Below are 26585 nucleotides of genomic sequence, written 5' to 3'. Positions count from 1 at the left end.
GCATTTAAAAAGCGAAGAGCAAGTTACTCTAAATCTATCAAAGAGCTGCATTTAAGCATGTTTATACCAATTCAAAAACTACTTAACACCGAACGAAAAAACAAACGAATTATCACCCTAATATACGATATGTTTGCAGTTACGTTCTCTCTCTATATAGCGGTAGTGATTCGGCTAGGTGTAACCGCTTTCGAAATTAACCTCGAGGAAATAGCTAGCTTACTCATAACACTTATCACCACTATTACTGTATTTGTAAAGTTAGGCATGTATAGAGCGGTTCTTAGGTATATGATGCTACCAGCAATCGGAAATATATTTTTTGCAGTATTCATATCCGCAATTACCCTCTCCATCAGCGGTTTTTTCTTGCACTCATTTATCCCGAGAAGCGTCCCTTTTATTTATGCTGGCCTAGCAATTATAACATTGGGTGGCCCCCGCATTCTAATTAGAACATTCTATTATCACTACTATAAACGCCAAAAACCAAATGTTTTTATTTACGGGGCTGGAGCAACAGGTCGCAATCTTGCTTATGCACTGATTCAAGGCGAAGATTTCCACCCTGTCGCTATTTTAGATGATGATAAAAATAAGATTGGCCAAGTCGTTTATGGATTAAAAGTACACCACAGTTCAGAATTTAAGCAGTTACAATCTCTCTATTCACCTGAAAAATTATTACTTGCAATAAACAACATTAATAAAGGCAAACGATTACGTTTAGTAGAACAGTTATCACATTGGCCGATAGAGGTGCTATCAGTACCCTCTATTGAAGACATAGCAGCTGGTAAAGCACATGCAACAGAAATACGAGATTTAGACGTTGCAGATTTACTGGGTCGTGCGCCCATTGCTCCTAACCATGAATTATTGTCGAAAAATATAACAAACCAACACGTGATGGTAACGGGTGCTGGCGGTTCTATTGGTTCTGAATTATGTCGTCAAGTTCTAGCTCAAAAGCCAAAAACTTTATTAATGTTCGAGCTCAATGAATACAACCTTTACAAAATTAATCAAGAGCTCGAAGGTATAAAAGAACACTTGCACATGGAAACTCAGCTTGTGCCAGCTCTTGGGTCAGTACAACGTCAAAATCGTGTTGAAAAACTAATGCAAGCCTACAGTATTAATACCGTTTATCATGCTGCAGCTTATAAACACGTACCACTAGTTGAAGACAACATTGTTGAAGGTATCCGCAATAATGTCTTTGGTACCTTAGCCGTAGCGCAAGCGGCTATAAAATGCAAAGTGGCTAACTTTACGCTAATCTCTACCGACAAAGCCGTACGCCCCACCAATATCATGGGTGCAAGTAAACGTATGGCAGAACTAGTACTACAAGCATTGGCAGAAACAGAGAGCCATACAACGCTCACCATGGTGCGCTTTGGCAATGTACTTGATTCATCAGGCTCTGTTGTGCCGCTATTCAAAAAACAAATTCGCAAAGGCGGTCCAGTTACCGTTACTCACCCGGATATTATTCGCTATTTCATGTTAATACCAGAAGCCGCACAACTGGTTATTCAAGCCGGAGCAATGGGAAAAAATGGTCAAGTATTCGTACTGGATATGGGCGAGCCCGTAAAAATTCTCGATTTAGCCAAACGCATGATTCATTTAATGGGCATGAAAGAACGCATTAACGCCGAAGGTGAAAAAGAAAGTGGCGATATAGAGATTAGATTCACAGGTTTGAGACCTGGTGAGAAACTTTATGAAGAGCTATTGATTGGTGCGCACGTTGAGGGCACAAGTCATTCGAAAATAATGACAGCACAAGAAGATAAGCTGCATTGGGAAGATATGGAAAACTTAATAAATCAACTGGATACTTGTTGTCACAACTTTGATGTGGATTGTATACGACGCATCTTGCTTGATGCGCCTACGGGCTATAAACCAACAGGAGAACAGCTGCAATGACACTGTATATCTCAGTGGTAAATCATAACCACGACAAAATGATTTGTGAAAATCCAACCTTGAGGGAACTAGCTTCCGAGCATAAAGTAATTCTAAAATCAAACACCCCCTCAACTGAAGAATTAAAAGAGTACTGTAAGAAAGCTGATATAATTTTGCTCCAAGGTTCAGATAAAAAAGGGTTTGGAGCCAATAATAATGAAGTATTCAAATATGCTGAAACTACATTAAATATGAGTAACAACGATCACTTTCTAGTCCTTAACCCTGATGTAGAGGTAACAAATGAGAATATCAACTTACTATTAAGTCAAGTTGCTAAAGATAATACTAAGATCTCAACAATTAATTTATTTAAAAATAAAGAAATGACAGAATATGATAACTCAATTCGTCAATTTCCAACCCTAATGAACCCAATAAAAACATTAGCTGGAATTAAAAGAACCGATCATTACAATAAATCAATTATTTATAAACCAACAGTGATTGATTGGGCTGCGGGATCATTCTTATTATTTAAGTTTGAAGTATATAAAGAACTGAACGGCTTCGATGAGCAATATTTTATGTATTTTGAAGATGTTGATATTTGCAGACGTTCTTTCAACAAGGGGGATTTCATTATCTACTACCCTCATTACAAAGCAATTCATACAGCACAAATGACAAACAGAAAAATTTTGTCTGTTAATTTTTTACACTACTTATTTAGTACTGTTAAGTATTTCATAAAAAATAACAAACATAATAAATAATTACTATATGTAGCTAGACTATTTCAAGAGTCTCATGATAACTAAAAATATCTATGTAGTAGTACAGTGAATTTAGCCACCTAACTTAGAGGTGTTATAATGTACCTTATCAAACTTTAAGTGATTCCCTGAACAATTATCGCTAGTCGAGACACTTAGACGAGCTATACCTACAGCGCTTTATAGCGTGTTTAGGGTACATAGAAATATTACAAAAATTGGTTATTACGTGATAAAAGAACACATCTAAAAGGCATTGAGCTCGCTGCGGGGGTCCGTAAGGCACGAACGAGAGTGGAGCCCTAATTAGTTTTGGTGTTCAATCGATACATTATGCTCACCTTTGTTTACTTTAGCTAGTTCACCCCTTATATCACACGGGTGTTTATGATATTTCGCTACGAAATGTATTAAACTCCGTTTGAAGAAACCACAATATTTATAATTGAAAGTATATTCTAGCTGCAGATTACTAGGGACATATTTGAACAACTTTAGAAGTGCTAAGTGCTGTTTCTGTAAACGATAAAACACCTCCAAATATTGACTTGGATTTTTAACGATTTTTAGTATGTTTTTTCTTTTTGATGATGCACCTACCTCATTCATATCATGCTGCCGATATTTTATTAATGATTCATTAATAAATGATACTTTCCCATAATACTTTGCAAGTAATGCTAACCACCAGTCATGCATTAAAATATCATCGATATTTATAACAGAGAGACTCTGAGTCAGAAGTTCACAAAGACTTCTATTAATACAGCAAGTTGCACCTTGAACAGCATTCTTATAAAGAATAGAGTCATCAAAGAAAACTTTGTCAGAGAGGCCTTGATACCTAAAGAAACTATCAGATATGACATTTCCCTGCTCATCAATGACTTGCGAGTCAGTGTACCAAAGCTGAGGTTCACGGGTAAGAACGACTGCCTCTTGAAACTTAGCTATTTTATTTTCGACCCAAATATCATCTTGATCACTTAAGAACAAAAAATCAGATGTATTGAATTTTATACCGTGTAAAAAATTTTTAGCCGCTCCTTTGCCTGGTCCCTTAACTATCTCATAATCACTATATTTATTCGTATCAAACGCTTTTATACACTCATTTATTGTTAAAGAATCCTTACTATCATCTGATAAGTAAATCATCTCTGGTTTTATTTTTTGGTTTAAGATGCTATCTATCTGTTCTTGTATATAACTAACGCCATTATACGTACAAATCAACACACTATAACTAAACATTGACTTCCTTTTTAGCTAGAAAATAATCGAATTACACCGAACTTCAACTAGTTCAAGTAAACATTGGGCATCGGAGCAGTCTTCACTCTGTCACTATCAGTCGTTCAAACATATTTTAAACATAGATTAAAATTAAGGCTGAACTCCCTAAGGTATAGCATCTAGACACTTTCAAGTGTGCGCAACAGGCTGAGCCATCTTACATGATAATAGCCTTCAGTGTAAGAGCACTCTTCATTAACACGGAAAGCTCATGAAGAACCCAGTTAGCTAAAGCTTGCGAGAACAAGTAAAATATAGCTTTCATTCATCGCACGCCTCACTCTTTTTCGTATATACTCGCTTAGGGGTTTTTAATTCCTCAGCAAATTTACACTCATTTGTCAGAGCTCTGCACAACCAATCTATATGCCTTTTTGATATTTCCTTTATGCTTCCCCCTCATAACAATACAAATTTAAATAAAGTTAAGGCGGGGGAAATTGGTGCTAATCAGAAATACACAATAAAAACAGTCAGAAACTAAGTTGTTAATGTTTTATTCGAAACTTTCTTATCAAAATACGTATTTGCAAAATTAATAATTGGCTTTTCAATAAATTGATAACTAATTTTAGCCAAAACCATTGCAATGATAAGCCATGAAAATAATAGCAAGGTCAAAAATATTCTATTATCTGGGATTATGTCTAATTTTTGAGATATATAAAATAGCGCAGCAAAAATAAATTGATGCCAAATATATAATGAATATGAATAATTCCCAACATTTTGAAGTTTTTTTGAAAAAATAATATTTTCTTTTTCAAGACCGATAAGACCATACATTAATAGCGCAGATGATATTCCGAAAGTGAGTCTCCAATTAATACCCCACGGTACATCCGCAAATTTCGCATGTAATACTATCGCCACAACAAAGGATAGAATGCCAGCAATGGTAAAGAAGTAAGGAAAGTGTATTCTATTTTTTAAATATAAAAAACAAAGTAAGCCACCCATTGAAAAATCGACTAAAAGTCCACTAGAAAAAAGTAAACTTACATATCCACTATAAATTTGATTATAGGTAATAAGAAAAACAATCAACTGAAATGATGCAATTAATGCACACCCTTTCCAAAAGCTTTTCAATCCAAGCATTAGAATCACACTTAGGATTACATAAAAATATAATTCATAATGTAGCGTCCAAGCAACCATAACTTTATAATTGGTTTCTTTTAAAAGAAAAAACAAATTAAAATTTGATTCTTTTGGTAACCACTCAGGCGATAAATATAAAACACCTGAAAACATAGACGCAGTAATAAATACAATCCAATACAGCGGATAAACTCTTATTAATCGTTTCAGAAAAAAAGTTTTAACACTTTTTTCATTTTTATGTGTACTATATGCAGAAAGTGATACAACAAATCCAGATATAACAAAAAATATATCGACCCCAATAGGGCCCACCCAGCCATAAAGCATATGTGGTGTACCGATAGATACAGATGGGTGTGTTGATAACAAATGGATTAAAACGACCATTAATGCAGCTAAACCACGTAATGCTTGGATATTATATAGCATCAAACTAATTCCTAAAATTTCATTGTTAATTTATAAAAAGCTCATTCTAAATAATTTAACTTTAAGATAAATATTCAAATTCCGTATCATCAATGGATTATCTTTTTACTCCCCAAACAGCCATTGAGTCATAAGGTCTTTCAGGAAAAACGTTGAATTCAGGTTCAATATCTAAATTATTCTTTTCAATAAACTCCACTACGGCCGTACGGAGGCTTTTAGGTTTACCACTACAACAGTTGTAAATACCAACAGCATTTGACTCTAGTGAAGTGGATATTTGTAACGCTAGTTCTTTTATATCAATAAAATCATAAAGCATTTCACCACTGTTTAATGGGAATTTTTTCTTCCCTTCTTCACTTGCCTTTAAAATTTTGGTGAAAATAGAACTACTATATTTATCATCACCGGTAATATAATAGAATCTTAACCACTGTAAATTTAAACCATTCTTGGTCGAATGCTCAACTAACGATTGGCGTAAAAAATTCTTAGCAATGCCGTAAGGATTAAGCGGATTACATGGGGTGTCCGCATCAATTGGACCGACATGATAGCCGACCTCATGCATTGTTCCTGCAACTGAAATATGTTTTACGCCTGAAGAATATACAGAAGTAATGAAGTTGTAGTGTTTTATTACATTTTGAATATGGCAGGGGTCTTGATGATTAAAACCAGCTTGCCACGCTAAATGTAATAGTGCATCACAATCTCTAAATTCCTTTTCTATTTCAGAATTATCCATTTTAAGCAAGTCGTAACGAATAACTTCTGCACCTTCGAGGTAAGGATGTACGTCTTCACCTGGAAAAAGTATAGATACAACCTGATGATTACGCTTTATTAACTCCCTTACAACATTTCGTCCAATGTACCCATTGGCTCCAGTCACTGCGATTTTCATTTTACTTTCCTAAAATAGATAAATATATACGAACCAAAACTTTGTATGGTCTAACTAATTTCATTGCAAAATCACGGTGATTTATGACTAAATGAGATTTTAGCAAACGAACCATTTTCCACTGTAAAGAAAGATGGTGTTCAGCTCCTAGAAGTTGACTTTGTAGCATATTAGCTTGTTCTTGGACTAGGCCATTTGGCAAATTAGACATTATACGCTGTGCCTTATACTCCAATTTTGTATAGTTATATTCAGCCATATCTGCCGACATAACATTAAAACATTTATAACCTGAATCATGAGCAACGTATATCAATAAACGTTCAATGATATGTGATAATGAGCCATCATTATGCCCAGGTTCTTTGTTGAATTCTTCCCATTTCCAGTTTTCATTAAAAAGTCGTTTTAGTGCATTTGGTCTAAACCAAAACATTGTACCGTATGCGGCAAATGGGGAGAAATCATCAAATGGAATTTTAACATCTAATCTTTTTGCAATCTGTTCAGCACCAAACTTATTTGTAAACCAAGAATGTCCAAGCGTTGGATAGCCGCCTATATGTACCATCGGCGGCGCTAAAAACCCTATTTTTTCATCACTATCAATGAAATTAATTAGTTTTGAAGTATAAGCCCTGTCATAAACTAAATTATCATACATTTGTTTTTTAAAATGCAATGATTGATTAAGATTGTTTTGTGGTGATTTCTTAGAGTGTAATCTACAAATTAAATCATAGTTACCATCCAAAATAACGTCTCTACAAGTAATTAATAAAGCACTTATATCACGTCCTCGATTATATTCAACGACTCTGACTTCAAATTTAGAAAAATGACTATCTGAATGATTCAAAAAATCTTCAATAAATATTTTATTCTCTTTTGATGCAGTTGTTATATATAGATCATATTGGTTTGGAATATTTTCAACTTGTTCAAGCATTTCCGCAATCATATCAGGGTAATAGACATGAGCTAAAACAGCTATTTTCAAATCATCTCTAGTTTTCTGCTCTGAGCTAGAATCAAATATTTTCAATAGTGATAAATTAGTTGCTAGATCTTTTGGTTTTGTAGTTCTTAATAAATTATTATATATTAATTCTGGGTCATAATCGGATATGTCTTTGACCAGATTAAGTGTTTCTCTTAAATCAATAGCATTTCTATCTATCCATAATGGATCATGGAAAAACGGGCGCCGTTTTATGATAGGACAACGATGTTTTATCGTAGCATTTATATCTATAAATGCAGGGTAATCAGAAAGATATTCATCTGAATTGCAGTAAACATCATATGTATAGCCTTTTTTAGAGAAATACTCAGTAAACTTAGACTCATGATTCAATATTGAATCCTGGTATGAGTTAATCATTGGCATTTTATTCCAATAATCTTTAAAATCTATTGAGTGAAGTAACTTACTCTTAACCGCAATGAAATGTGATTGGATATGCCGAGGAAGTACACCTGTGCCAGTAAAAGGATTAGGAACGACTTCTTTATGATCTGTGATGCCCCAAAAATCAAAATCATTTTCATCTGACCATTGAAACATTTCATCAAACGGAAAAATGGGGCCGAAAAAAGTATAATTTAAGAATATAGCTTCATCGTATTCCTTTATCTCAGCACCGACGTATTCCAGCCCATCTTTATAGCCCCACACATCAAAGCCGATATTATCTCTTAATAAGATATCATCAACAATTAAATTCAGTTTTCGCTTCGATTTATCATTGATTTCGGAGTTTGATATAAAGATAATTTTATCAACAAATTTATTTAGCTTTTCCAATTTATAGAAAATATAATCATCGATAATACCATTTTTGTCATAAAACAAATAAAAGGCTATTTTTTTCATTTTGATAATTTTTCACATATAATTCTACGAATACGACGTAGAGGTCCGGTAATTTTCCATGACCATGAATTAAGATGGTCATGATACTGAAGTTTTAACAACTGAATTTCATTATCTTTAGATTTCAGATCATCATGAATACTTTCATTTAGCTTAAATTGAGACAGTTGGTAATGAATGTCTGAATTTGACAATTCAGACATTATTTTTTGATATTTATATTCAAGCTTCCCATATGTTTTAGATATGGAATCCATTGTACTTACGTTATAACCAAGATAACCAGAGTCTAAAGCCGTATAAACTAAGAGTAGCTCTAAAACATGTGCAAGTGAGCCGTCTACATTGTCAGATTCTTCATCAAAATCAGTCCATTTCCAGTCATGCTCGAACAATTTCAATAATGAATTTGGTCTAAACCAAAACATTGCCCCGTATGACGCATGTGGTGTATTTTCATCAAATTTAATTTTAAGTCCCAAATTTAGGGCCACATTTTCAGCTTTTTCTTTATTAGAAAACCAACTATGCCCCATAGTTGAAAAGCCAAAGTGAACTAGGTCAGGCGTAAGAATACCTACTTGCTCATTATCCTGAAGAAAGTTAATTAAGTTTGTAACATAGCCTTTAGAATTTAAAATATTACCATACATGTGACGTTTAAAATAATCAGAATGATTTTTTCCGTTTGGGTGTGATGTCTTACTATGAAGTCTGCATATATAATCATAGCCCTTATCAATAACAACATCCTTACAAGTAATCAATAAAGAGGACATATCTCCACCACGGTTTTCTTCAACAACCCTGACATCAAGTAGCCCATTATGTTCATGAAATAAGTTAGTAAGTATTTCTTTGTCTTTTTCTGATGAGGTCGTAATGAAAAGATCAAAATCAGTGGGGATATGGCTTATTTGATCTTTAATTTCATTAGCCAAGTCAGTATAGAAAATATGTGCTACGACTGCAATTTTAGGATTGTTTTTTATAGTTTTTTCAGCGACATCAGGAAACACCTTATGGTGTTGAGCATTCGTTAATAAGTATCGAGGCTCAGTGCTTCTCACTATATTTTTCCAAATTAAATTTAAATCATACTCACTACTGCCCTCAATATAATCTAATGCCTCTTTCAGATCTATACAATGTGCATCTAGAAATAGTGGATCATGGAAAAATAGTCTTCTTTTTAGAACTGGACATCTATTTTTTAATGTATCTTTGACTTCAACAAATGTCGGATAATTGGAAGCATAATCGTCTGAATTACAATAAACGCTATAATTAAATCCTTTTGATTCAAAATAATCGGTGAATCTTGACTCATGCTGTAATACTGAATCTACGTAAGTATTTATCATTGGCATTTTTTTCCAATACACTTTAAATTCTTCGCGTTGAAACATGCTTTTTCTAATAGCAATAAAGTGAGATTGAATATGTCGTGGCAATGTGCCTTGCCCGGTAAATGGATTTGGAGTCATGGCTTTATGGTCACTGATTCCCCAGAAATCAACCTCGGCATTTTCAGACCATTCAAACATCTCTTCAAATGGATATATAGGACCATAAAATGTATAATTCATTAGAATCACTTCATCATAACTATTTAAACGGTCTTCACCATATACCTCCATTGCTTCCTTATAGCCCCAAACATCAAAGCCTATATTTTCACGGCAATAAACTATATCCGCAACGGTTTCCAATTTTCTTCTATTTATCTTATTCAACGAAGAATTTGAAACAACAAATATGGTTGCAACTGATTTTTTCAATTCGTTTAATTTATTAATAACGTAGTCATCAACAATACCATCATCATCGTAAAAGAGATAAAAAGCAATTCTATTCATATAACATTCTCATGTATTTTATTTTATTTTATTTATATTTTACAAATATAAACTGGAGGCGTATAAACTACTTCACATTAGTAAACTTACAAATTTCTGTCATTAGGAATTCGTTACGCACAGTAATTTTTTCTAACTCATTAGCCTTATCAGTAACGTTATTCTGTAATGTAATAACGTCTTTCTTTAACAAGATTATTTCTTTATTTTTTAATTCTGATGACTTAGCATGAGCATCTTTATTTTTTTTATTAATATAATTAACTTGATCAACTAACGTTAGCATTTCAATATTACATTCAAATTCTTCTTTTATTTTATTTAACCTTTTTGACATACTGCAAGTTAGATTCGAATTATTATTCGAAATATCCCTAAGTAAGTCATAAAAATCATTAACTAACCTATCAGAAAAATTGATAACCTTCTCATTATCTGAATGATTCAAAGATCTATTTATGAAAGTGTTACAGTATTCATTTAATTCATCATCATTGATGTCATAATTAAATTTTCCCGCCATATGCTCAATAATATCTTTTGGGTTTTCAAGTATTCGCTCATATTCAATTATATAAATATCAGAGGGCTCATCGAATACAGATACAACACTAATCAGATAAGATATCCACAATTTATAAACATACTGTTTTTTTGTTTCAATTGCAGAGACCATTGTATTTTCAAGGCGTTTAAATGAATTAGCAACGTCGTTAGGATCTCTTAATGCAATAATATACTTGCAATTTATTTTATTTTTTTTTATTACATAATCCCAAAAAACAAATAGTTTAGTTATTCGCGGTTCTTTTAGTGCAAACAATTTATTATCACTCATTTTTGACATGAGTAATGCTGTCGCATCTTTATAGAATTCTTCTAAATCATTTTCACTAAAATCTGTTAGTCTTATAGGTCTTAAACTCGACCAAGTCAAATCAAGATGCATAAGAATTTTTTCATTTAATAAAAGAATATCTGAGTCTTCCCAAAAACCAGTTGGGTTGACTTTTTTATGCTCTTCCAACAAATTACAGCCAAAACTTGCATTCACTGAAGATAGTGATTTTGTAATTGCACTCGTACCACTTCGTTGCACTCCAAGTACAATCACCATGTTTTTATTAACAAATGACATTAGTTAATACCTTTTATTTTTGCAAAACAATTAAAGTCAACTATGCATGTAGATGTTAATTCCTCTTCAGGTTGAACTTTAAAAATAGCTACATCTATTGAACGATCAATATATGTTTCATAATCATTAACTATGCCTAATACACCAGAATTAAGAAAGTACGTATCAGGATTTAAATTACAATCAAATAAAAATTCTACAGTTAATTTTGTACCACAAGTAACTTGCTTTATCGCACTGTTTTTTGGTGCCGATATACCGCCACCAAGCTCAATGCCTTTTACCGTTTTGATTAACATACCAAAACGCACACTATCTATGTCTTTATCAAAAAGAACATCGTATTTATATTTATACTTTCGACCTCGAACCAAATGATTAACCTGCTGGCCATCTAGGGTTTCTATACTAGGGTTTGAAATGTGTGCGCCGTGACTGACATGCTTTGTTATATTTTGAGATATTAGATTTGGATCATAGAATTCTTTGACGTCAAGAATATAATTTATCGATGATGCCGATTCATCTTTAGATTCGGTTTGAACAACGTCATTTGATTTAATGTTTAAATCATCATTTCTAATTTCGTCTCTAATTTTTTCTTGTAATTGATGTGGTGCATAGATTAACTTTTGGTATGCATTAACAATATGTTTTGCTTTTCCAATTGCAATGCATTCACCACTGTCCATTAAAACAGCTCTATCGCAAAGTTCGACAACAGCAGGGCCTGAGTGCGAAACAAAAATAATTGTTGCACCTTTATTTTTAATTTCTTCTATTTTAGAAAAGCATTTCCGTTGGAAGAGTTCATCTCCAACAGCAAGAGCTTCATCGATAATTAAAATTTCTGGTTCAATATTTATTGCTACAGCAAAAGCTAAACGAACCATCATACCGCTCGAGTAAGATTTTACTGGTTCATCAATGAAACTCCCAATATCCGCAAATGCAACGATATCATCATATTTTTCATCTGTTTCTTTTCTGCTTAAGCCCATAATAGATGCATTTAAATAAACATTTTCTCGACCTGTAAATTCAAAATTGAAACCAGATCCAAGTTCAAGAAGTGCAGCGATTCGACCATGAACATTAACATTGCCATGACTTGGTGTTAAGATACCAGTAATAATTTGTAAAATTGTTGATTTACCAGAACCATTCTTACCGACAATACCAATTGTCTCACCCTTTTTTACATTAAAGCTAACGTTCTTGACGGCATGAAATTCTTTATGCAACGAAATTGGCATTGCTCCAGAAATTCTTCTTAATCTATTTATTAATGGTTGTTTTAATCTATCGATTGCATTTTCATAAACAAAAAATGTTTTTGAAACATTATTAACACTTATCGCAACATCAGATAACATCTGCAAATGCCTTTTTAGTTTTTGAAAAAATATAGTAGCCAAAGATATTAAATAATATTGCTATTGGTAAGTAAAAAATAAATATACTTTCATCTGGTAATTGACCATAAAATGCAACACTTCGCAATGCTTCAATGGGTAAAGTCAAAGGGTTTATATATGCAAAATAAAGGTAATTACTTGGAAGTGAGGATAATGGATAAAACACAGGAGATAAAAACATTAATGCGGTAGAAATCAACCCTGTTACTTGGCCGACATCTTTAACAAATACTCCTATTGCCGATAATAGATAGCTAAAACCATTTAATAAAAGTATTAATGGTAATATTACCAATGGCATTAATAAAATGGTTAAAGGTGGAATTCCAAAAAAAATAATATAAACAATAACCCAAACTAAGAAACTAACGAGAAAATTAAATAGTGAACTCAACAGCGAAACTACTGGTAGAATTTCTAATGGAAACACTACCTTTTTCACATAATTCACGTTAGAAGTTATTATACTGGGGGCTCTATTAATACATTCGGAAAATAAGCTAAATACCATTAACCCACAAAACAGTAAGAGTGCAAATTGCCCAGGCTGTTGATTATCTTGTCCAGCATGCCATTTTACTTGTAAAATATCACCAAAGACAAAACTATAAACAGCAAGCATCATCAGCGGCGTTAAAAAAGACCAAAAAACCCCAAGAATGGAACCTTTATACCTTGTGATGATCTCCCGTTTTGTCAGTGACTTAGTCAATTCAATCTTTTTTCCAAAACGCTCACTTATTTTAAAACCAAAGAATTGATAGTTTAACATTAGAAGACCTCTGAATTATTCAATAATATTCCTTTCTTATCTTTTTCAGAAAGTAAAGGTTGTTGATTTTCTGCTATAGGCCAATCAATTCCAATTGCAGGATCATTCCAAAGTAGAGAGTGTTCACTAGATGGATCATAGTAATTTGTACATTTATATACAAATTCAGCTTCATCACTTAATACATAGAAACCATGAGCAAACCCTTCTGGTACCCATAGTTGACGCTTATTCTCGGCCGATAATACTTCACCAACCCATTCACCAAAAGTATCTGAATCTTTACGTAAATCTACAGCCACATCAAATACAGCACCAGAGACAACTCTAACTAACTTCCCTTGTGTGTTATTAGTTTGATAATGCAATCCACGTAATATTCCCTTTTTTGACTTAGAATGATTGTCTTGTACAAATTTTCTGTTTGCTACCATTTCAGCAAACCGTTCTTCATTCCAAGTTTCCACAAAGAAACCACGTTCATCCCCGAAAACTTTAGGTTCAATAATTTTTACATCAGGTATTTTTGTATTAATAATTTTCATTTTATTTCTCTATAATACGTTTGATTACTTCTTTCACTTGATCTTTCCAATTAAACATTTCAAAAGAAAATGTATTAATTAACTTTTGGCAATCAAGTCTAGAGTTTTGGGGACGTTTAGCTACCGTTTTATAATCTTCGGATAAAATCGGAATCACCTTAACATTTGTGTTTTTTATTTCATTTATATTATTTACTATTTCCTGTGCAAATTCATACCAACTGGCATCTGGGTAATCACTGTAATTATAAGTCCCCCAAGATCCGTTTTCATTTATCATATTTATATTATTTATAAGATGAATGATAAAAATAGATAAACTATAACAACTAGTTGGTGCTCCTAATTGATCAGAGACAACACATATTTTATCTTTACTATGGCTTAATTTATAAATTGTTTTTAAAAAATTATTATCATACTCACTAAACAACCATGAGGTTCGAATAATAATGTATTTATCACATTCTGATTCTATGTACCTTTCTGCTTGTAATTTAGTTTTACCATAAGCAGTTTTAGGATTAAGACTTTCTGTTTCTTTATAAAAACCGATCATTTCACCGGAATATACATAATCAGTAGAAATATGAATCAAAACAACATCATTGTCACTACAATATTTAGCTATATTTTTAGCCCCTATACTATTGACTAAATAAGCGGAATCATATTCAGATTCCGCTTTATCAACAGACGTATAAGCAGCTGTATTAATAATAATATCAGGTTTCAGTCCCTCCAAAATTTTATTTATGGAGAGAACACTAGTAACATTTAATTTTTCTTTATTAAGAAAATGATAATTATGTTTGCCATCAGTATGATTATATATCTCTCTTGAAAGTTGACCACCACCACCAGTAATTACAATATTCATTGTATAAATCCCAGCATTATTCAATAAGTCGTTTCAAATATTGTCCATAGTCATTTTTCATCATAGGCTTAGCTAGGTTGATTAATTGTTCATCTGTTAACCAGCCACTACGCCATGAAATCTCTTCAAGGCAAGCAACTTTAAGTCCTTGAACATGCTCAATTGTTTGTACGAATGAAGAAGCTTCATGTAAGCTTTCATGTGTACCAGTGTCTAACCAAGCAAAACCGCGTCCTAGCAACTCGACATTTAGCGATTTATCTTCAAGATACATTTGATTAATAGAAGTTATTTCAAGTTCTCCACGCTCTGATGGTTCTACTTTTTTTGCAAATTCTACAACACGATTATCATAAAAATATAAACCTGTGACAGCGTAATTAGATTTCGGTTTTAAAGGTTTTTCTTCAATAGATAACGCACGCATGTTTTCATCAAAATTAACAACACCAAAACGTTCTGGGTCTTTCACTTGATAACCGAATACTGTAGCACCAGATGCCTTACTAGCTGCACTTTTCAATGTTTTACTAAATGACTGGCCATAGAAAATATTATCGCCTAACACTAAGCAAACATTATCGTCACCAATAAATTCTTCACCAATAATAAATGCTTGAGCTAACCCATCCGGAGATGGCTGAATTGCATACTCGATATTAATCCCGAAGTCTGAACCATCACCCAATAACCGACGAAAGCCCTCATTATCTTCAGGTGTGGTGATTATTAAAATATCTTTGATTCCCGCTAACATAAGTGTTGATAACGGATAAAAGATCATCGGTTTATCATAAATTGGTAATAATTGCTTCGATACACCACGAGTCAACGGATAAAGACGAGTACCTGAACCACCAGCTAAAACAATACCTTTCATTTATTCTTCCTCACTGTTTTGTGTTGAGCCTAGACGTTCAAAACTGTATGAACCATCAAGAACACGACTCCACCATTCTTTATTATTTAAATACCATTCAACCGTTTTACGAATACCTGATTCAAATGTTTCTGTCGGTTTCCAGCCCAATTCACGTTCAATTTTCGAAGCGTCAATAGCATAACGGACATCATGTCCAGGTCGGTCAGTTACGTACGTAATTAAATCTTGATATTGAACCACACCAGCGGGTTTATTAGGCACTAATTCATCAAGTAAAGTACAAATAGTTTTAACTACTTCAATATTAGCTTTTTCATTATGACCGCCAATATTATAGGTTTCGCCTATTTCGCCTTTAGTCACAACAGCATATAGTGCACGAGCATGATCTTCGACATATAACCAATCACGAATTTGCATACCGTTACCGTAGACAGGTAATGCCTTTCCATCCAATGCATTTAATATCATTAATGGGATTAGTTTTTCAGGAAAATGGAAAGGACCATAGTTATTTGAACAATTTGTAACGACAGTCGGAAAACCATAAGTTCGTAGCCACGCACGTACTAAGTGATCGCTTGACGCTTTAGAAGCTGAATATGGGCTTGATGGTTCATAAGACGTTGTTTCAGTAAACAGATCATCGGTACCCTCAAGATCACCATACACTTCATCTGTCGAAATGTGATGAAAACGGAATGCTTCTTTACGAGAAATATCTAACTGATTCCAGTATTGACGAGCAGCTTCAAGCATCGTATAAGTACCAATAATATTGGTTTCAATAAACTCCGCAGGACCATCTATTGAGCGATCAACATGACTTTCTGCTGCTAAATGCATTACAAGGTCAGGCTGGTGCTCTGCAAATATACTGTCAAGAGTTAAACGATCGCAGATGTCAGCTTGAACAAATACATAACGCTCATTATTTTGGACGCATTTTAAAGATTCTAAATTACCTGCATAGGTCAATTTATCCAAGTTAATAACACTATCATTCGTATTCTCAATGATATGTCGAACAACAGCAGAACCTATAAATCCTGCTCCACCTGTAACCAGTATTTTCACACTTAACTCCTATTAAAACTTAGCTTTATATAAAGTCGACCTAATTTATAAGTCAAACGGCCTACCTAAAACAGAGTGAAAGAACTAAATATAATAAAGATCTTAACTCTGTAATTATTTGATATTATGATATTCAACGATGTAAAATCACAACTAACAGATTCATAACATCCCTAAAAAACAGGCATTAATAACACTATATTTATAATGATTTTAAACACGCTACCGCCCTAAGGTTGCAGTACCCCAAGACTGATAAGTCATCTAATTTTAAAATTATATAGTATAAAAACGCCGCTATAATCGCATAAAATTCTATATTCGGCAACCTATCCATTAAGCTATAGCTAAATACCGATTAAAACAAAGAAGCGGTCTATTAAGTATAATATAGCCGCCTGCAATTACAAAAATGCCCACCAATTTGCATTAGCGGGCATTGTTCAACAATAAGTATATATTAATCTTCGATTAGCACAGACTCTAATGCCATGATGATCATGTCATTGAACGTTAATTGACGTTCTTCTGCCGTTGTAACTTCACCAGTACGGATGTGATCAGATACAGTGCAGATACAGATAGCATTTGCGCCGAACTCAGCTGCTACGCCGTATAGACCAGCCGCTTCCATTTCTACACCTAATATTCCCAATTTTTCCATTGTATCAAATGACTCAGGCTTTGGTGTGTAGAATAGATCAGCAGTGAAAATGTTACCTACCTTCGCATCAATATTACATGCTTTAGCTGCACGTGTTACTTTACTTAATAATTCCCATGATGCGATGGCTGCAAAATCATAGCCATCAAAACGTGCGCGATTGACCCCAGAATCAGTCGATGCACCCATACCGATCACAACATCACGTACTTTAACATCAGTGCTAATCGCACCACAGCTACCAATACGGATCAGATTTTTAACACCGAATTCTGTAATTAACTCTTTTGCATAGATAGAGCAAGACGGAACGCCCATTCCAGAAGCCATAACAGAAATACGTTTACCTTTGTAAGTACCAGTGAACCCGAGCATGTTACGCACGTCATTCACTTGCTTAATATCTTCTAAAAATGTTTCTGCGATGTATTTAGCGCGTAGTGGATCACCTGGGAATAATACCGTTTCAGCGAAATCACCTTTTTCTGCATTAATATGTGGAGTTGCCATTATAGTTACCTTCTTTGTTTTAGTTATACTCAGCATTCTTAACTAAGTACTTTATTTATAAAAATGGGTTTGTAAAAATAGTATTTATAAACATTGTTATTTATAAAAAGCTTTTACCGTATTCAAGCTTTGGTAAACCGTGATACGCCGCAATTGACTGACCAATATCAGCAAATGTGTCACGTAAACCCAGCGGACCTTTTGGTACATTTTGACCATAAAAGATGACTGGAATATGTTCACGCGTATGATCTGTTCCCGGAGCTGTTGGATCACAACCGTGATCGGCAGTTAATACCACAATATCGTCTTCGCCGAGGATCTCAAGTAACTCAGGTAAACGCGTATCGAAATACTCTAGTCCTTTTGCATAACCAGCAACATCTCGACGATGTCCCCATGATGAGTCAAAATCGACAAAGTTAGTAAACACGATAGTTTGATCACTCGCTTGCTTTACTTGCTCTAACGTCAGATCAAATAAAGCTTCAAGACCAGTGCCTTTAACTTTTTTAGTAATGCCTTGCTGTGCGTAAATATCTGCAATTTTACCGACACTCACGACTTCACCACCCGACTCAGCCATACGGTCAAGTAAGGTTGGCGCTGGCGGTAACAGTGAATAATCACGACGATTACCAGTACGTGCGAAATCACTCTTATCAGCCCCAATAAATGGACGCGCAATAACACGGCCAATGTTGTACGGTTCTAATAACTCACGTGCTAATTCACATAATTTAAGTAAACGTTCAAGACCAAAGGTCTCCTCATGACATGCAATTTGGAATACACTGTCTGCCGAGGTATAGAAAATTGGTTTACCCGATGCCATGTGCTCAGCACCCAACAGATCTAAGATCTCTGTACCTGAAGAATGGCAGTTACCTAAATAACCCGGTAAGTCTGCTTGCTCCACTAACTGATCCAGTAATTCTTGTGGGAAGCTGTTTTCGATATCCGAGAAATAACCCCAATCAAACAACACAGGTACACCTGCGATCTCCCAGTGGCCACTTGGCGTGTCTTTACCACTTGAGATCTCTTGTGCGTAACCGTATGCACCAATAACCTCTGCGCTTTCATCTAAGCCTGCAGGAAATGAACCCACACTATCACCGCAAGCATGCGCAAGACCTAATTTGGTTAAATTAGGGATATGTAATTGGCCTTCACGACCCTCATCCGCTTTTCCTTCGGCACACCATTGAGCTATGTGACCAAACGTGTTGCTGCCTACATCACCAAATTTATCAGCATCGGCAGAAGCACCAATACCCAATGAGTCCAACATTAATATAATTGTACGTTTCATCATTATGACCTATTTTTATTATCTATTTTTATTATCTATTTTTAACTATGCTCTACATTAAACATTAACCAATTGTTAAACATCTGAAAGTCTAATTTGTTGATAAACATCAGCACTTGCAGCAGGCTGTATGTCACCGATATGAATCGATTTCAAGATTTCTGCTTGTGCAGCTTCAAACTGTGCGTCACTACGAGCATGCACCATAGCAACTGGTGTTTGTGCATCGAGTTGTTGACCCAGCGCTGCAATATCAGATAAGCCAACAGCATAATCGATTTGATCTGTCGCCACACGACGACCACCACCCATAGCAACAACCGCCATGCCGAAACCACGAGTATCCATCTCAGTTAAATAGCCACTTTGTGCTGCATATACTGGACGAAAAATTTCGGTTTTTGGTAAGTGTAGGTCATAGTTGTCAACAAAATCAGTTGGACCGCCTAAACCTGAAACCATAGTGCCAAATAATTCTGCCGCTTTGCCGTTATCTAATACTGCTTGTAATTTATTACGTGCGTCATCAACGTCGATTGCTAGACTTGCTGACAATAACATTTCCACACAAAGTGCCATTGTTACAGCGAATAAACGTGGGTTACGGTATTCGCCCGTTAAGAAACGTACTGCTTCACGTACTTCAACTGCATTACCGGCACTACTTGCTAATACTTGGTTCATATCTGTAATCAGTGCAGCAGTTTTACAGCCCGCACCGTTCGCTACAGATACAATGCTTTTTGCTAGTGCAACAGACTCCTCATGCGTAGGCATGAAAGCGCCACTACCCGATTTAACATCCATCACTAATGCATCAAGACCAGCAGCCAGTTTCTTCGATAATATAGAAGCCGTGATCAGCGAAATAGATTCGACTGTTGCAGTAATATCACGTACACCATAAAAACGTTTATCGGCAGGCGCTAAGTTTGCAGATTGACCAACAATCGCCACACCACTGTCTTTTACAACTTGGCGAAATTGCGTATTATCAACTGTTGTTTGGTAACCAGGGATCGCATCTAATTTATCTAATGTACCGCCGGTATGACCTAAACCACGGCCAGAAATCATCGGAACAAAACCACCACAAGCCGCAACCATAGGACCAAGCATCAGTGAAATAACATCACCAACGCCACCAGTTGAATGCTTATCAACGATTGGACCATTAAGTTGCATTGTATTCCAACTTAGTACGTCACCTGAATCTCGCATTGCAGATGTGATCGCGATACGCTCGTCCATATTCATGTCATTAAAATAAGTCGCCATCGCAAATGCGCCTATTTGTCCTTCCGAGATACTATTATCAGCAATACCATTAACAAAATATTCAATTTCAGCACAACTTAGTACTTCGCCATTACGTTTACGACGAATAATCTCTTGCGGTATAAACATAACTACCTATTCCTTAAATAAGAAAAAGCTACTCCTTAAAATGGGAAGAGCTTAGTTAAATACAGAAAGTTAGGATCGAATAAGCACGTGTTATATTGATTACCCATGTCAGAAATAACTCACATTTGGTCTTAATCAATGCAACACACTTTATTTGGGGATATTACTTTATCGAACCCAGAACGAGATAGTTAGTAACCGCTGCTATCAGCTGCTTTCTCTACTGATGAGAGCTCTGCTAACTCAAGCTCAGCTAATAAGTTAGCAAGCAGGCTTGAAGCACCGAAGCGGAACTTGGCTGGAGATACCCAGTCTTGACCTAGAATTGATTCTGCTAATGCAAGGTATTCACCTGCTTGCTCAGCATTTTTAACACCACCCGCGGGTTTGAAACCAACATCGGTGTTTTTCTCACTGATCACAGTAAGCATGATCTTCGCGAATTCGAGTGTTGCATTCACAGGCACTTTGCCTGTTGATGTTTTAATGAAGTCTGCACCCGCATCAATCGAGATCTCACTCGCTTGACGAATCAGAGCTTCAGTTTTAAGTTCGCCAGTCTCAACGATAACTTTAAGTTGTACGTTAGCAGGACAAGCTGCTTTACATGCTTTAACAAGCTCAAAGCCAACGTCCGCATTTCCGGCCATTAGTGCGCGGTATGGGAATACTACGTCAACTTCATCAGCGCCGTATGCTACAGCCGCTTTCGTTTCAGCAACTGCAATAGCAACATCATCGTTACCATGTGGGAAATTAGTTACCGTTGCTATTTTTACCGTTTCAGCACCTATTGCATTCAATGTTTTACGCGCGATAGGAACAAAACGAGGATAAATACAAACAGCAGCCGTATTGCCCGCCGCGCTTTTTGCTTTGTGACACAGTTCAATTACTTTTGCATCTGTATCATCATCATTAAGCGTCGTTAAGTCCATCATGTTTAATGCACGTTGCGCCGCAACTTTAAAGTTACTCATATTAAGTCTCCAAACTTATTTAAATTTTATAAAAACAGTGAAACCAGAGCAATTACACTAATTGCTGACTGCAGCTACTCAAGGATGACTTTAATAAAGAAGTGTTTACCTTAAGCTAATGGCTTAAAGTAAATAGATGACGTATAACGATTAATATTTTCTATCAATATAAGTATTAATATATGTATTAATCTAACTATCGACATAACTATCTTTAAGATAAATATCCATGAAGAATAACTATGCGGACTTGGTTCCGTGAAGACTTGATATGACTATCAATTAATATCCCTATAACCGCGCTAATACAGCTTCTCCAACCTTTAATTAAGGTAAAAAAAACAAGCTATATTGAACGAAAAACACCAAAAGTACATCATGTACGATCAGTTAAATTACATTACTAAATCTACGCTAAGTGACAAAGAAATCAAGAAATAAATGCCATCATAACCGACCTACTTCTCACTACGAGCAAATAAACGACAATAAAACAATATATTAAATGTATGGCTATGTAAGCTCGTTATTTTATCGAATAATGAATTATTACATTGCTGGTTTTTCAGGCAAAAAAATACCCTCAAACCGTTAATCAATACAGTTTGAGGGTATATATTCGTTATCCCCTGCTATAAAAACAGAGGAAGAGCGAGGTTATATTAAGTGAGGAATAGACCCGCTAATGCTGCACTCATTAAGTTAGCGAGAGAAGCTGCAAGTACCGCTTTTAGACCCATGCTTGCAATGTCTGCACGGCGTGTTGGTGCTAAGCTACCTAAACCACCAAGTAAGATGGCGATAGATGAGAAGTTAGCAAAACCACATAATGCAAATGAGATGATGATTTGTGTATGATCAGATAGCTCGTTGTTTTTAATGTAGTTAACGAAATCTAGGAAAGCAACAAATTCATTCACTACCAGTTTTTGACCGATGAAGCTACCAGCAGCAATCGCTTCGTTCCATGGCACACCAATAACGAATGCAAGTGGAGAGAAGATCCAACCCAAGATCATTTGGATTGTTAGTTCTGGCATATCGAACCAAGCACCGATACCACCTGTGATACCGTTTGCTAATGCAATTAGACCAACGAATGCAATTAACATTGCACCAACGTTAAGCGCAAGCATCATACCTGAAGATGCACCTGCAGCTGCAGCGTCTAGTACGTTAGCTGGTTTTTCATCTTCGCTATCATCGAGATCATCAAGTGTAATTTTTGGTGTTTCTGTTTCTGGTTTAATGATTTTAGCCATTAATAGACCACCCGGAGCCGCCATGAATGACGCAGCAACCAAGTACTCAATCTTAATACCAAGACCCGCATAACCCGCTAGTACTGAACCAGCGATAGAAGCAAGACCACCAACCATTACCGCAAATAGCTCTGATTTAGTCATTGATTTAATGAACGGACGCACGACAAGTGGCGCTTCAGTTTGACCAACAAAGATATTTGCAGTTGCAGAAAGTGATTCTGAACGACTGGTACCTAATAACTTCTGTAAGCCACCACCAATAAAGTTAATTACCACGCTCATTACACCTATATAGTATAAAACAGCGATTAGTGATGAGAAGAAAACGATTACTGGTAATACGTTAAACGCAAAGATGAAACCAAGTTTGAATTTCGCTAAGTCACCAAATAAGAATTGAATACCTTCATTACCATAAGCAATTACGTTTGCTACACCAGTAGAGAGACCTTGTAGTAACTCTTTGCCCGGAGGAAAATATAAAATAAAGGCACCAACGGCAACCTGGATAGCAAATGCGCCACCCACAGTGCGAAGGTTAATTGCTTTTCTGTTATCAGATAACAGAACCGCTAGACCGAGTAGGACAAATACGCCTACAATACCCATTACAAAATTCATCAGGAATAATCTCCAAATTTATTGAAATTTTTATAAACCAATAGTGAAATCGCAGTAATTAAAATTAATTACTGGCGGTAGCTATTCTGGAATAATTCAAATAAAGAAATGCTTAACCGAAGATTAAAACCTAAGGTAAATCGATGACGTATAAGTGATCCATACTTATCTTGTAATAAGCACAAATCGGACTATCGACATAACTATCTTTAAGATAAATATCCATTAAGAATAACTATGCGGACTTGGTTCCGTGAAGACTTGATATAATGATCAATAAACATCCGTATAACCGCGCTAATACAATTGCCTATCACCTAGATCTAAAGTGTAAATAGTCAGTTATATTAAACGAAGCATACCAAAAGTACTTCATGTACGTTCAGCTAAAACTACTCATTTGAGGTTACTCTCAGTACTGATAAAATCAAGCGATAGATCCCCTCAGAATCGACCTATATCTCACTATGAGAAAATACATATAGCACAATCTACATACGTGTCTAAGTGTCTCATTTATATACTGTTTGGTTATGATTTAGTGATGAACATTTGATTTATACAGACAAAAAAATGCCCCCAAACTGTGACTTAAACAATTTGGGGGCATTTCTATTTTATAGCCGTCATCAATACAGCTTATAAATTATCAGTACATTAAACTAAGAATAGACCCGCTAATGCAGCACTCATTAAGTTAGCTAAAGAAGCAGCAAGTACTGCTTTCAGGCCCATGCTTGCAATGTCTGCACGGCGTGTTGGTGCTAAGCTACCTAAACCACCAAGTAAGATGGCGATAGATGAGAAGTTAGCAAAACCACATAATGCAAATGAGATGATTATTTGTGTATGATCAGATAGCTCGTTGTTTTTAATGTAGTTAACGAAATCTAGGAAAGCAACAAATTCATTCACTACCAGTTTTTGACCGATGAAGCTACCAGCAGCAATCGCTTCGTTCCATGGCACACCAATAACGAATGCAAGTGGAGAGAAGATCCAACCCAAGATCATTTGGATTGTTAATTCTGGCATATCGAACCAAGCACCGATACCACCTGTGATACCGTTTGCTAATGCAATTAGACCAACGAATGCAATTAACATTGCACCAACGTTAAGCGCAAGCATCATACCTGAAGATGCACCTGCAGCTGCAGCGTCTAGTACGTTAGCTGGTTTTTCATCTTCGCTATCATCGAGATCATCAAGTGTAATTTTTGGTGTTTCTGTTTCTGGTTTAATGATTTTAGCCATTAATAGACCACCCGGAGCCGCCATGAATGACGCAGCAACCAAGTACTCAATCTTAATACCAAGACCCGCATAACCCGCTAGTACTGAACCAGCGATAGAAGCAAGACCACCAACCATTACCGCAAATAGCTCTGATTTAGTCATTGATTTAATGAACGGACGCACGACAAGTGGCGCTTCAGTTTGACCAACAAAGATATTTGCAGTTGCAGAAAGTGATTCTGAACGACTGGTACCTAATAACTTCTGTAAGCCACCACCAATAAAGTTAATTACCACGCTCATTACACCTATATAGTATAAAACAGCGATTAGTGATGAGAAGAAAACGATTACTGGTAATACGTTAAACGCAAAGATGAAACCAAGTTTGAATTTCGCTAAGTCACCAAATAAGAATTGAATACCTTCATTACCATAAGCAATTACGTTTGCTACACCAGTAGAGAGACCTTGTAGTAACTCTTTGCCCGGAGGAAAATATAAAATAAAGGCACCAACGGCAACCTGGATAGCAAATGCGCCACCCACAGTGCGAAGGTTAATTGCTTTTCTGTTATCAGATAACAGAACCGCTAGACCGAGTAGGACAAATACGCCTACAATACCCATTACAAAATTCATCAGGAATAATCTCCAAGTTTCGCTTCAGAAGTGTTTTTGTTTATTTACGTCATAACCAAAATAGTCAATTAAATTGTAATTAATAGTAAATTTACAATTTAATCATTGATTATAACAATTGGCGAGATTATAACTGTTATTAGCCACTTGTTAAGTGCTTGAGATCAGACCTCTCAAAATAGTTTCAAAAAAGTTGGTTTTTTTTCAAAAAGGGCGTTTTCACGACAAAAATAGCTCAACAAATGAACTAAAGCTAGCTTTAGCAATTAATTCTTCCGTCTCTCGCCGTAGTTTTGTAAGTGTTTGTAACACTTCTGTAATGTTAGCCGGCTCATTTCGCTGCCCTTGATAACCCAATATAGGCATATCTGGCGAGTCCGTTTCTAACAATAACGAGGTTAACGGCAATTCACTGACCGCTTGCCTGGTTTTTATTGCTCTTGGATATGTAATCACCCCACCAATACCTAATTTAAACCCAAGTTTTATATATTGCATCCCCAATTGACTGCTACCACTAAAGCCATGGAGTACGCCACCACGTGGTAACTTCACCAGTTGTAATAACTGAATCAATTCGTTGTGTGCTTTACGGCAATGTAAAATAACCGGCAAATCATAATGTTTAGCGAGCAATAGTTGTTGCTTACAAATCTGCAATTGTTGTTCGAACGGAAAACCGACCGCTTTATCAAGCCCAAACTCGCCGACAGCAACAATTCCCTTTTCTGCCGCTAAATGTGCACCAAGCAATTGCAAATGGCTATAATCAAAATCGGCCAGAAAATACGGGTGAATACCTAACGCTGGATAAACCCCCTCATGCTGGTTGGCTAGGGCCAATACTGCCTGCCAATTTTTAGCGCCAGTACCAGGTACTAAAAAATGTCTCACGCCCTTATCTCTCGCGCGATCTAATACCGCCATCAAGTCGGTATTAAAATCCACAAAGTCTAAATGGCAATGGCTATCGATGAGTTCTATCACTAAATACGTCGCCTTTTTGATTATTCACCCAAACAGTGAAATAAAGAGATAGTGTAACTTGTTGCA

Annotated in this window: 21 protein-coding genes; 2 read left to right on the top strand and 19 right to left on the bottom strand. The window is 35.5% G+C overall.

From position 1 onward, the window contains the following. Positions 1-57 precede the first annotated feature (57 nt). Positions 58-1941 (top strand): nucleoside-diphosphate sugar epimerase/dehydratase, encoded by a 1884-nt coding sequence (locus HWV02_RS03045; protein WP_211689668.1) that lies wholly within the window; start codon positions 58-60, stop codon positions 1939-1941. After that, positions 1938-2699 (top strand): glycosyltransferase family 2 protein, encoded by a 762-nt coding sequence (locus HWV02_RS03040; RefSeq protein ID WP_211689667.1) that lies wholly within the window; start codon positions 1938-1940, stop codon positions 2697-2699. Before HWV02_RS03045 ends, HWV02_RS03040 begins: the two co-directional genes overlap by 4 nt. 306 nt (positions 2700-3005) lie before the next feature. Here HWV02_RS03040 and HWV02_RS03035 read toward each other — a convergent pair whose 3' ends face one another. The 19 genes from HWV02_RS03035 to HWV02_RS02945 all read right to left on the bottom strand — a co-directional run bounded on the left by HWV02_RS03035 (position 3006) and on the right by HWV02_RS02945 (position 26519). After that, the gene (locus HWV02_RS03035) at positions 3006-3953 is read right to left on the bottom strand and encodes a glycosyltransferase family 2 protein (RefSeq protein WP_211689666.1); all 948 of its coding nucleotides are present in this window, start codon (positions 3951-3953) and stop codon (positions 3006-3008) included. Positions 3954-4475: 522 nt separating this feature from the next. Next, complete coding sequence (locus HWV02_RS03030; protein WP_211689665.1) at positions 4476-5531, bottom strand: acyltransferase; 1056 nt, start codon at positions 5529-5531, stop codon at positions 4476-4478. Between the two features lie 97 nt (positions 5532-5628). Then, on the bottom strand, positions 5629-6441 hold the full coding sequence (locus tag HWV02_RS03025) for an NAD(P)-dependent oxidoreductase (RefSeq protein WP_211689664.1): 813 nt from the start codon (positions 6439-6441) through the stop codon (positions 5629-5631). 1 nt (position 6442) lies between these two features. Further along, positions 6443-8317 carry a rhamnan synthesis F family protein gene (locus tag HWV02_RS03020; protein WP_211689663.1) on the bottom strand — a complete coding sequence of 625 codons (1875 nt, stop codon included), beginning with the start codon at positions 8315-8317 and terminating at the stop codon, positions 6443-6445. Next, positions 8314-10176, bottom strand: a complete 1863-nt coding sequence (locus tag HWV02_RS03015) for a rhamnan synthesis F family protein (RefSeq protein WP_211689662.1) — start codon at positions 10174-10176, stop codon at positions 8314-8316. The genes HWV02_RS03020 and HWV02_RS03015 overlap by 4 nt, the downstream gene beginning before the upstream one ends. A gap of 67 nt (positions 10177-10243) precedes the next feature. After that, on the bottom strand, positions 10244-11314 hold the full coding sequence (locus HWV02_RS03010; RefSeq protein WP_211689661.1) for a sulfotransferase domain-containing protein: 1071 nt from the start codon (positions 11312-11314) through the stop codon (positions 10244-10246). Beyond that, positions 11314-12690, bottom strand: coding sequence for an ABC transporter ATP-binding protein (locus HWV02_RS03005; RefSeq protein WP_211689660.1), 1377 nt, complete (start codon positions 12688-12690; stop codon positions 11314-11316). The genes HWV02_RS03010 and HWV02_RS03005 overlap by 1 nt, the downstream gene beginning before the upstream one ends. Next, the gene (locus HWV02_RS03000; RefSeq protein ID WP_211689659.1) at positions 12680-13504 is read right to left on the bottom strand and encodes an ABC transporter permease; all 825 of its coding nucleotides are present in this window, start codon (positions 13502-13504) and stop codon (positions 12680-12682) included. Before HWV02_RS03000 ends, HWV02_RS03005 begins: the two co-directional genes overlap by 11 nt. Continuing rightward, on the bottom strand, positions 13504-14049 hold the full coding sequence (gene rfbC / locus HWV02_RS02995) for a dTDP-4-dehydrorhamnose 3,5-epimerase (RefSeq protein ID WP_211689658.1): 546 nt from the start codon (positions 14047-14049) through the stop codon (positions 13504-13506). The genes HWV02_RS03000 and rfbC overlap by 1 nt, the downstream gene beginning before the upstream one ends. Position 14050: 1 nt before the next feature. Next, positions 14051-14929 carry a dTDP-4-dehydrorhamnose reductase gene (rfbD, locus tag HWV02_RS02990; RefSeq protein ID WP_211689657.1) on the bottom strand — a complete coding sequence of 293 codons (879 nt, stop codon included), beginning with the start codon at positions 14927-14929 and terminating at the stop codon, positions 14051-14053. A gap of 16 nt (positions 14930-14945) precedes the next feature. After that, positions 14946-15809, bottom strand: a complete 864-nt coding sequence (gene rfbA / locus HWV02_RS02985) for a glucose-1-phosphate thymidylyltransferase RfbA (protein WP_211689656.1) — start codon at positions 15807-15809, stop codon at positions 14946-14948. Further along, positions 15810-16889: a dTDP-glucose 4,6-dehydratase gene (gene rfbB / locus HWV02_RS02980; protein WP_211689655.1), complete on the bottom strand. Its 1080-nt coding sequence runs from the start codon at positions 16887-16889 to the stop codon at positions 15810-15812. 460 nt (positions 16890-17349) lie between these two features. After that, complete coding sequence (gene deoD / locus HWV02_RS02975; RefSeq protein WP_211674017.1) at positions 17350-18063, bottom strand: purine-nucleoside phosphorylase; 714 nt, start codon at positions 18061-18063, stop codon at positions 17350-17352. A gap of 100 nt (positions 18064-18163) precedes the next feature. Then, complete coding sequence (locus tag HWV02_RS02970; protein ID WP_211690523.1) at positions 18164-19378, bottom strand: phosphopentomutase; 1215 nt, start codon at positions 19376-19378, stop codon at positions 18164-18166. A gap of 75 nt (positions 19379-19453) precedes the next feature. Then, positions 19454-20785, bottom strand: coding sequence for a thymidine phosphorylase (gene deoA, locus HWV02_RS02965; protein ID WP_211678388.1), 1332 nt, complete (start codon positions 20783-20785; stop codon positions 19454-19456). 191 nt (positions 20786-20976) lie between these two features. After that, on the bottom strand, positions 20977-21765 hold the full coding sequence (deoC, locus tag HWV02_RS02960) for a deoxyribose-phosphate aldolase (protein ID WP_211678387.1): 789 nt from the start codon (positions 21763-21765) through the stop codon (positions 20977-20979). A 662-nt stretch (positions 21766-22427) separates the two neighbouring features. Next, entirely contained in the window at positions 22428-23651 is a 1224-nt protein-coding gene (locus tag HWV02_RS02955; protein ID WP_211689654.1) for a NupC/NupG family nucleoside CNT transporter, read from the bottom strand. A gap of 657 nt (positions 23652-24308) precedes the next feature. Then, on the bottom strand, positions 24309-25532 hold the full coding sequence (locus HWV02_RS02950; RefSeq protein ID WP_211689653.1) for a NupC/NupG family nucleoside CNT transporter: 1224 nt from the start codon (positions 25530-25532) through the stop codon (positions 24309-24311). Positions 25533-25751: 219 nt separating this feature from the next. Continuing rightward, positions 25752-26519 (bottom strand): TatD family hydrolase, encoded by a 768-nt coding sequence (locus tag HWV02_RS02945; protein ID WP_211689652.1) that lies wholly within the window; start codon positions 26517-26519, stop codon positions 25752-25754. Between the last annotated feature and the right edge of the window lie 66 nt (positions 26520-26585).

The organism is Moritella sp. 28 (genome assembly GCF_018219435.1).
Taxonomy (GTDB): Bacteria; Pseudomonadota; Gammaproteobacteria; order Enterobacterales; family Moritellaceae; genus Moritella.
The sequence above is the reverse complement of the archived record's forward strand: the minus strand, read 5'-3'. Positions and strand labels throughout refer to the sequence as shown.

Coding starts and splice junctions, on each gene's coding strand:
- HWV02_RS03045 (WP_211689668.1), top strand. CDS start 58: ATGTTTATACCAATTCAAAAACTACTTAACACCGAACGAAAAAACAAA.
- HWV02_RS03040 (WP_211689667.1), top strand. CDS start 1,938: ATGACACTGTATATCTCAGTGGTAAATCATAACCACGACAAAATGATT.
- HWV02_RS03035 (WP_211689666.1), bottom strand. CDS start 3,953: ATGTTTAGTTATAGTGTGTTGATTTGTACGTATAATGGCGTTAGTTAT.
- HWV02_RS03030 (WP_211689665.1), bottom strand. CDS start 5,531: ATGCTATATAATATCCAAGCATTACGTGGTTTAGCTGCATTAATGGTC.
- HWV02_RS03025 (WP_211689664.1), bottom strand. CDS start 6,441: ATGAAAATCGCAGTGACTGGAGCCAATGGGTACATTGGACGAAATGTT.
- HWV02_RS03020 (WP_211689663.1), bottom strand. CDS start 8,317: ATGAAAAAAATAGCCTTTTATTTGTTTTATGACAAAAATGGTATTATC.
- HWV02_RS03015 (WP_211689662.1), bottom strand. CDS start 10,176: ATGAATAGAATTGCTTTTTATCTCTTTTACGATGATGATGGTATTGTT.
- HWV02_RS03010 (WP_211689661.1), bottom strand. CDS start 11,314: ATGTCATTTGTTAATAAAAACATGGTGATTGTACTTGGAGTGCAACGA.
- HWV02_RS03005 (WP_211689660.1), bottom strand. CDS start 12,690: ATGTTATCTGATGTTGCGATAAGTGTTAATAATGTTTCAAAAACATTT.
- HWV02_RS03000 (WP_211689659.1), bottom strand. CDS start 13,504: ATGTTAAACTATCAATTCTTTGGTTTTAAAATAAGTGAGCGTTTTGGA.
- rfbC (WP_211689658.1), bottom strand. CDS start 14,049: ATGAAAATTATTAATACAAAAATACCTGATGTAAAAATTATTGAACCT.
- rfbD (WP_211689657.1), bottom strand. CDS start 14,929: ATGAATATTGTAATTACTGGTGGTGGTGGTCAACTTTCAAGAGAGATA.
- rfbA (WP_211689656.1), bottom strand. CDS start 15,809: ATGAAAGGTATTGTTTTAGCTGGTGGTTCAGGTACTCGTCTTTATCCG.
- deoD (WP_211674017.1), bottom strand. CDS start 18,063: ATGGCAACTCCACATATTAATGCAGAAAAAGGTGATTTCGCTGAAACG.
- HWV02_RS02970 (WP_211690523.1), bottom strand. CDS start 19,378: ATGAAACGTACAATTATATTAATGTTGGACTCATTGGGTATTGGTGCT.
- deoA (WP_211678388.1), bottom strand. CDS start 20,785: ATGTTTATACCGCAAGAGATTATTCGTCGTAAACGTAATGGCGAAGTA.
- deoC (WP_211678387.1), bottom strand. CDS start 21,765: ATGAGTAACTTTAAAGTTGCGGCGCAACGTGCATTAAACATGATGGAC.
- HWV02_RS02955 (WP_211689654.1), bottom strand. CDS start 23,651: ATGAATTTTGTAATGGGTATTGTAGGCGTATTTGTCCTACTCGGTCTA.
- HWV02_RS02950 (WP_211689653.1), bottom strand. CDS start 25,532: ATGAATTTTGTAATGGGTATTGTAGGCGTATTTGTCCTACTCGGTCTA.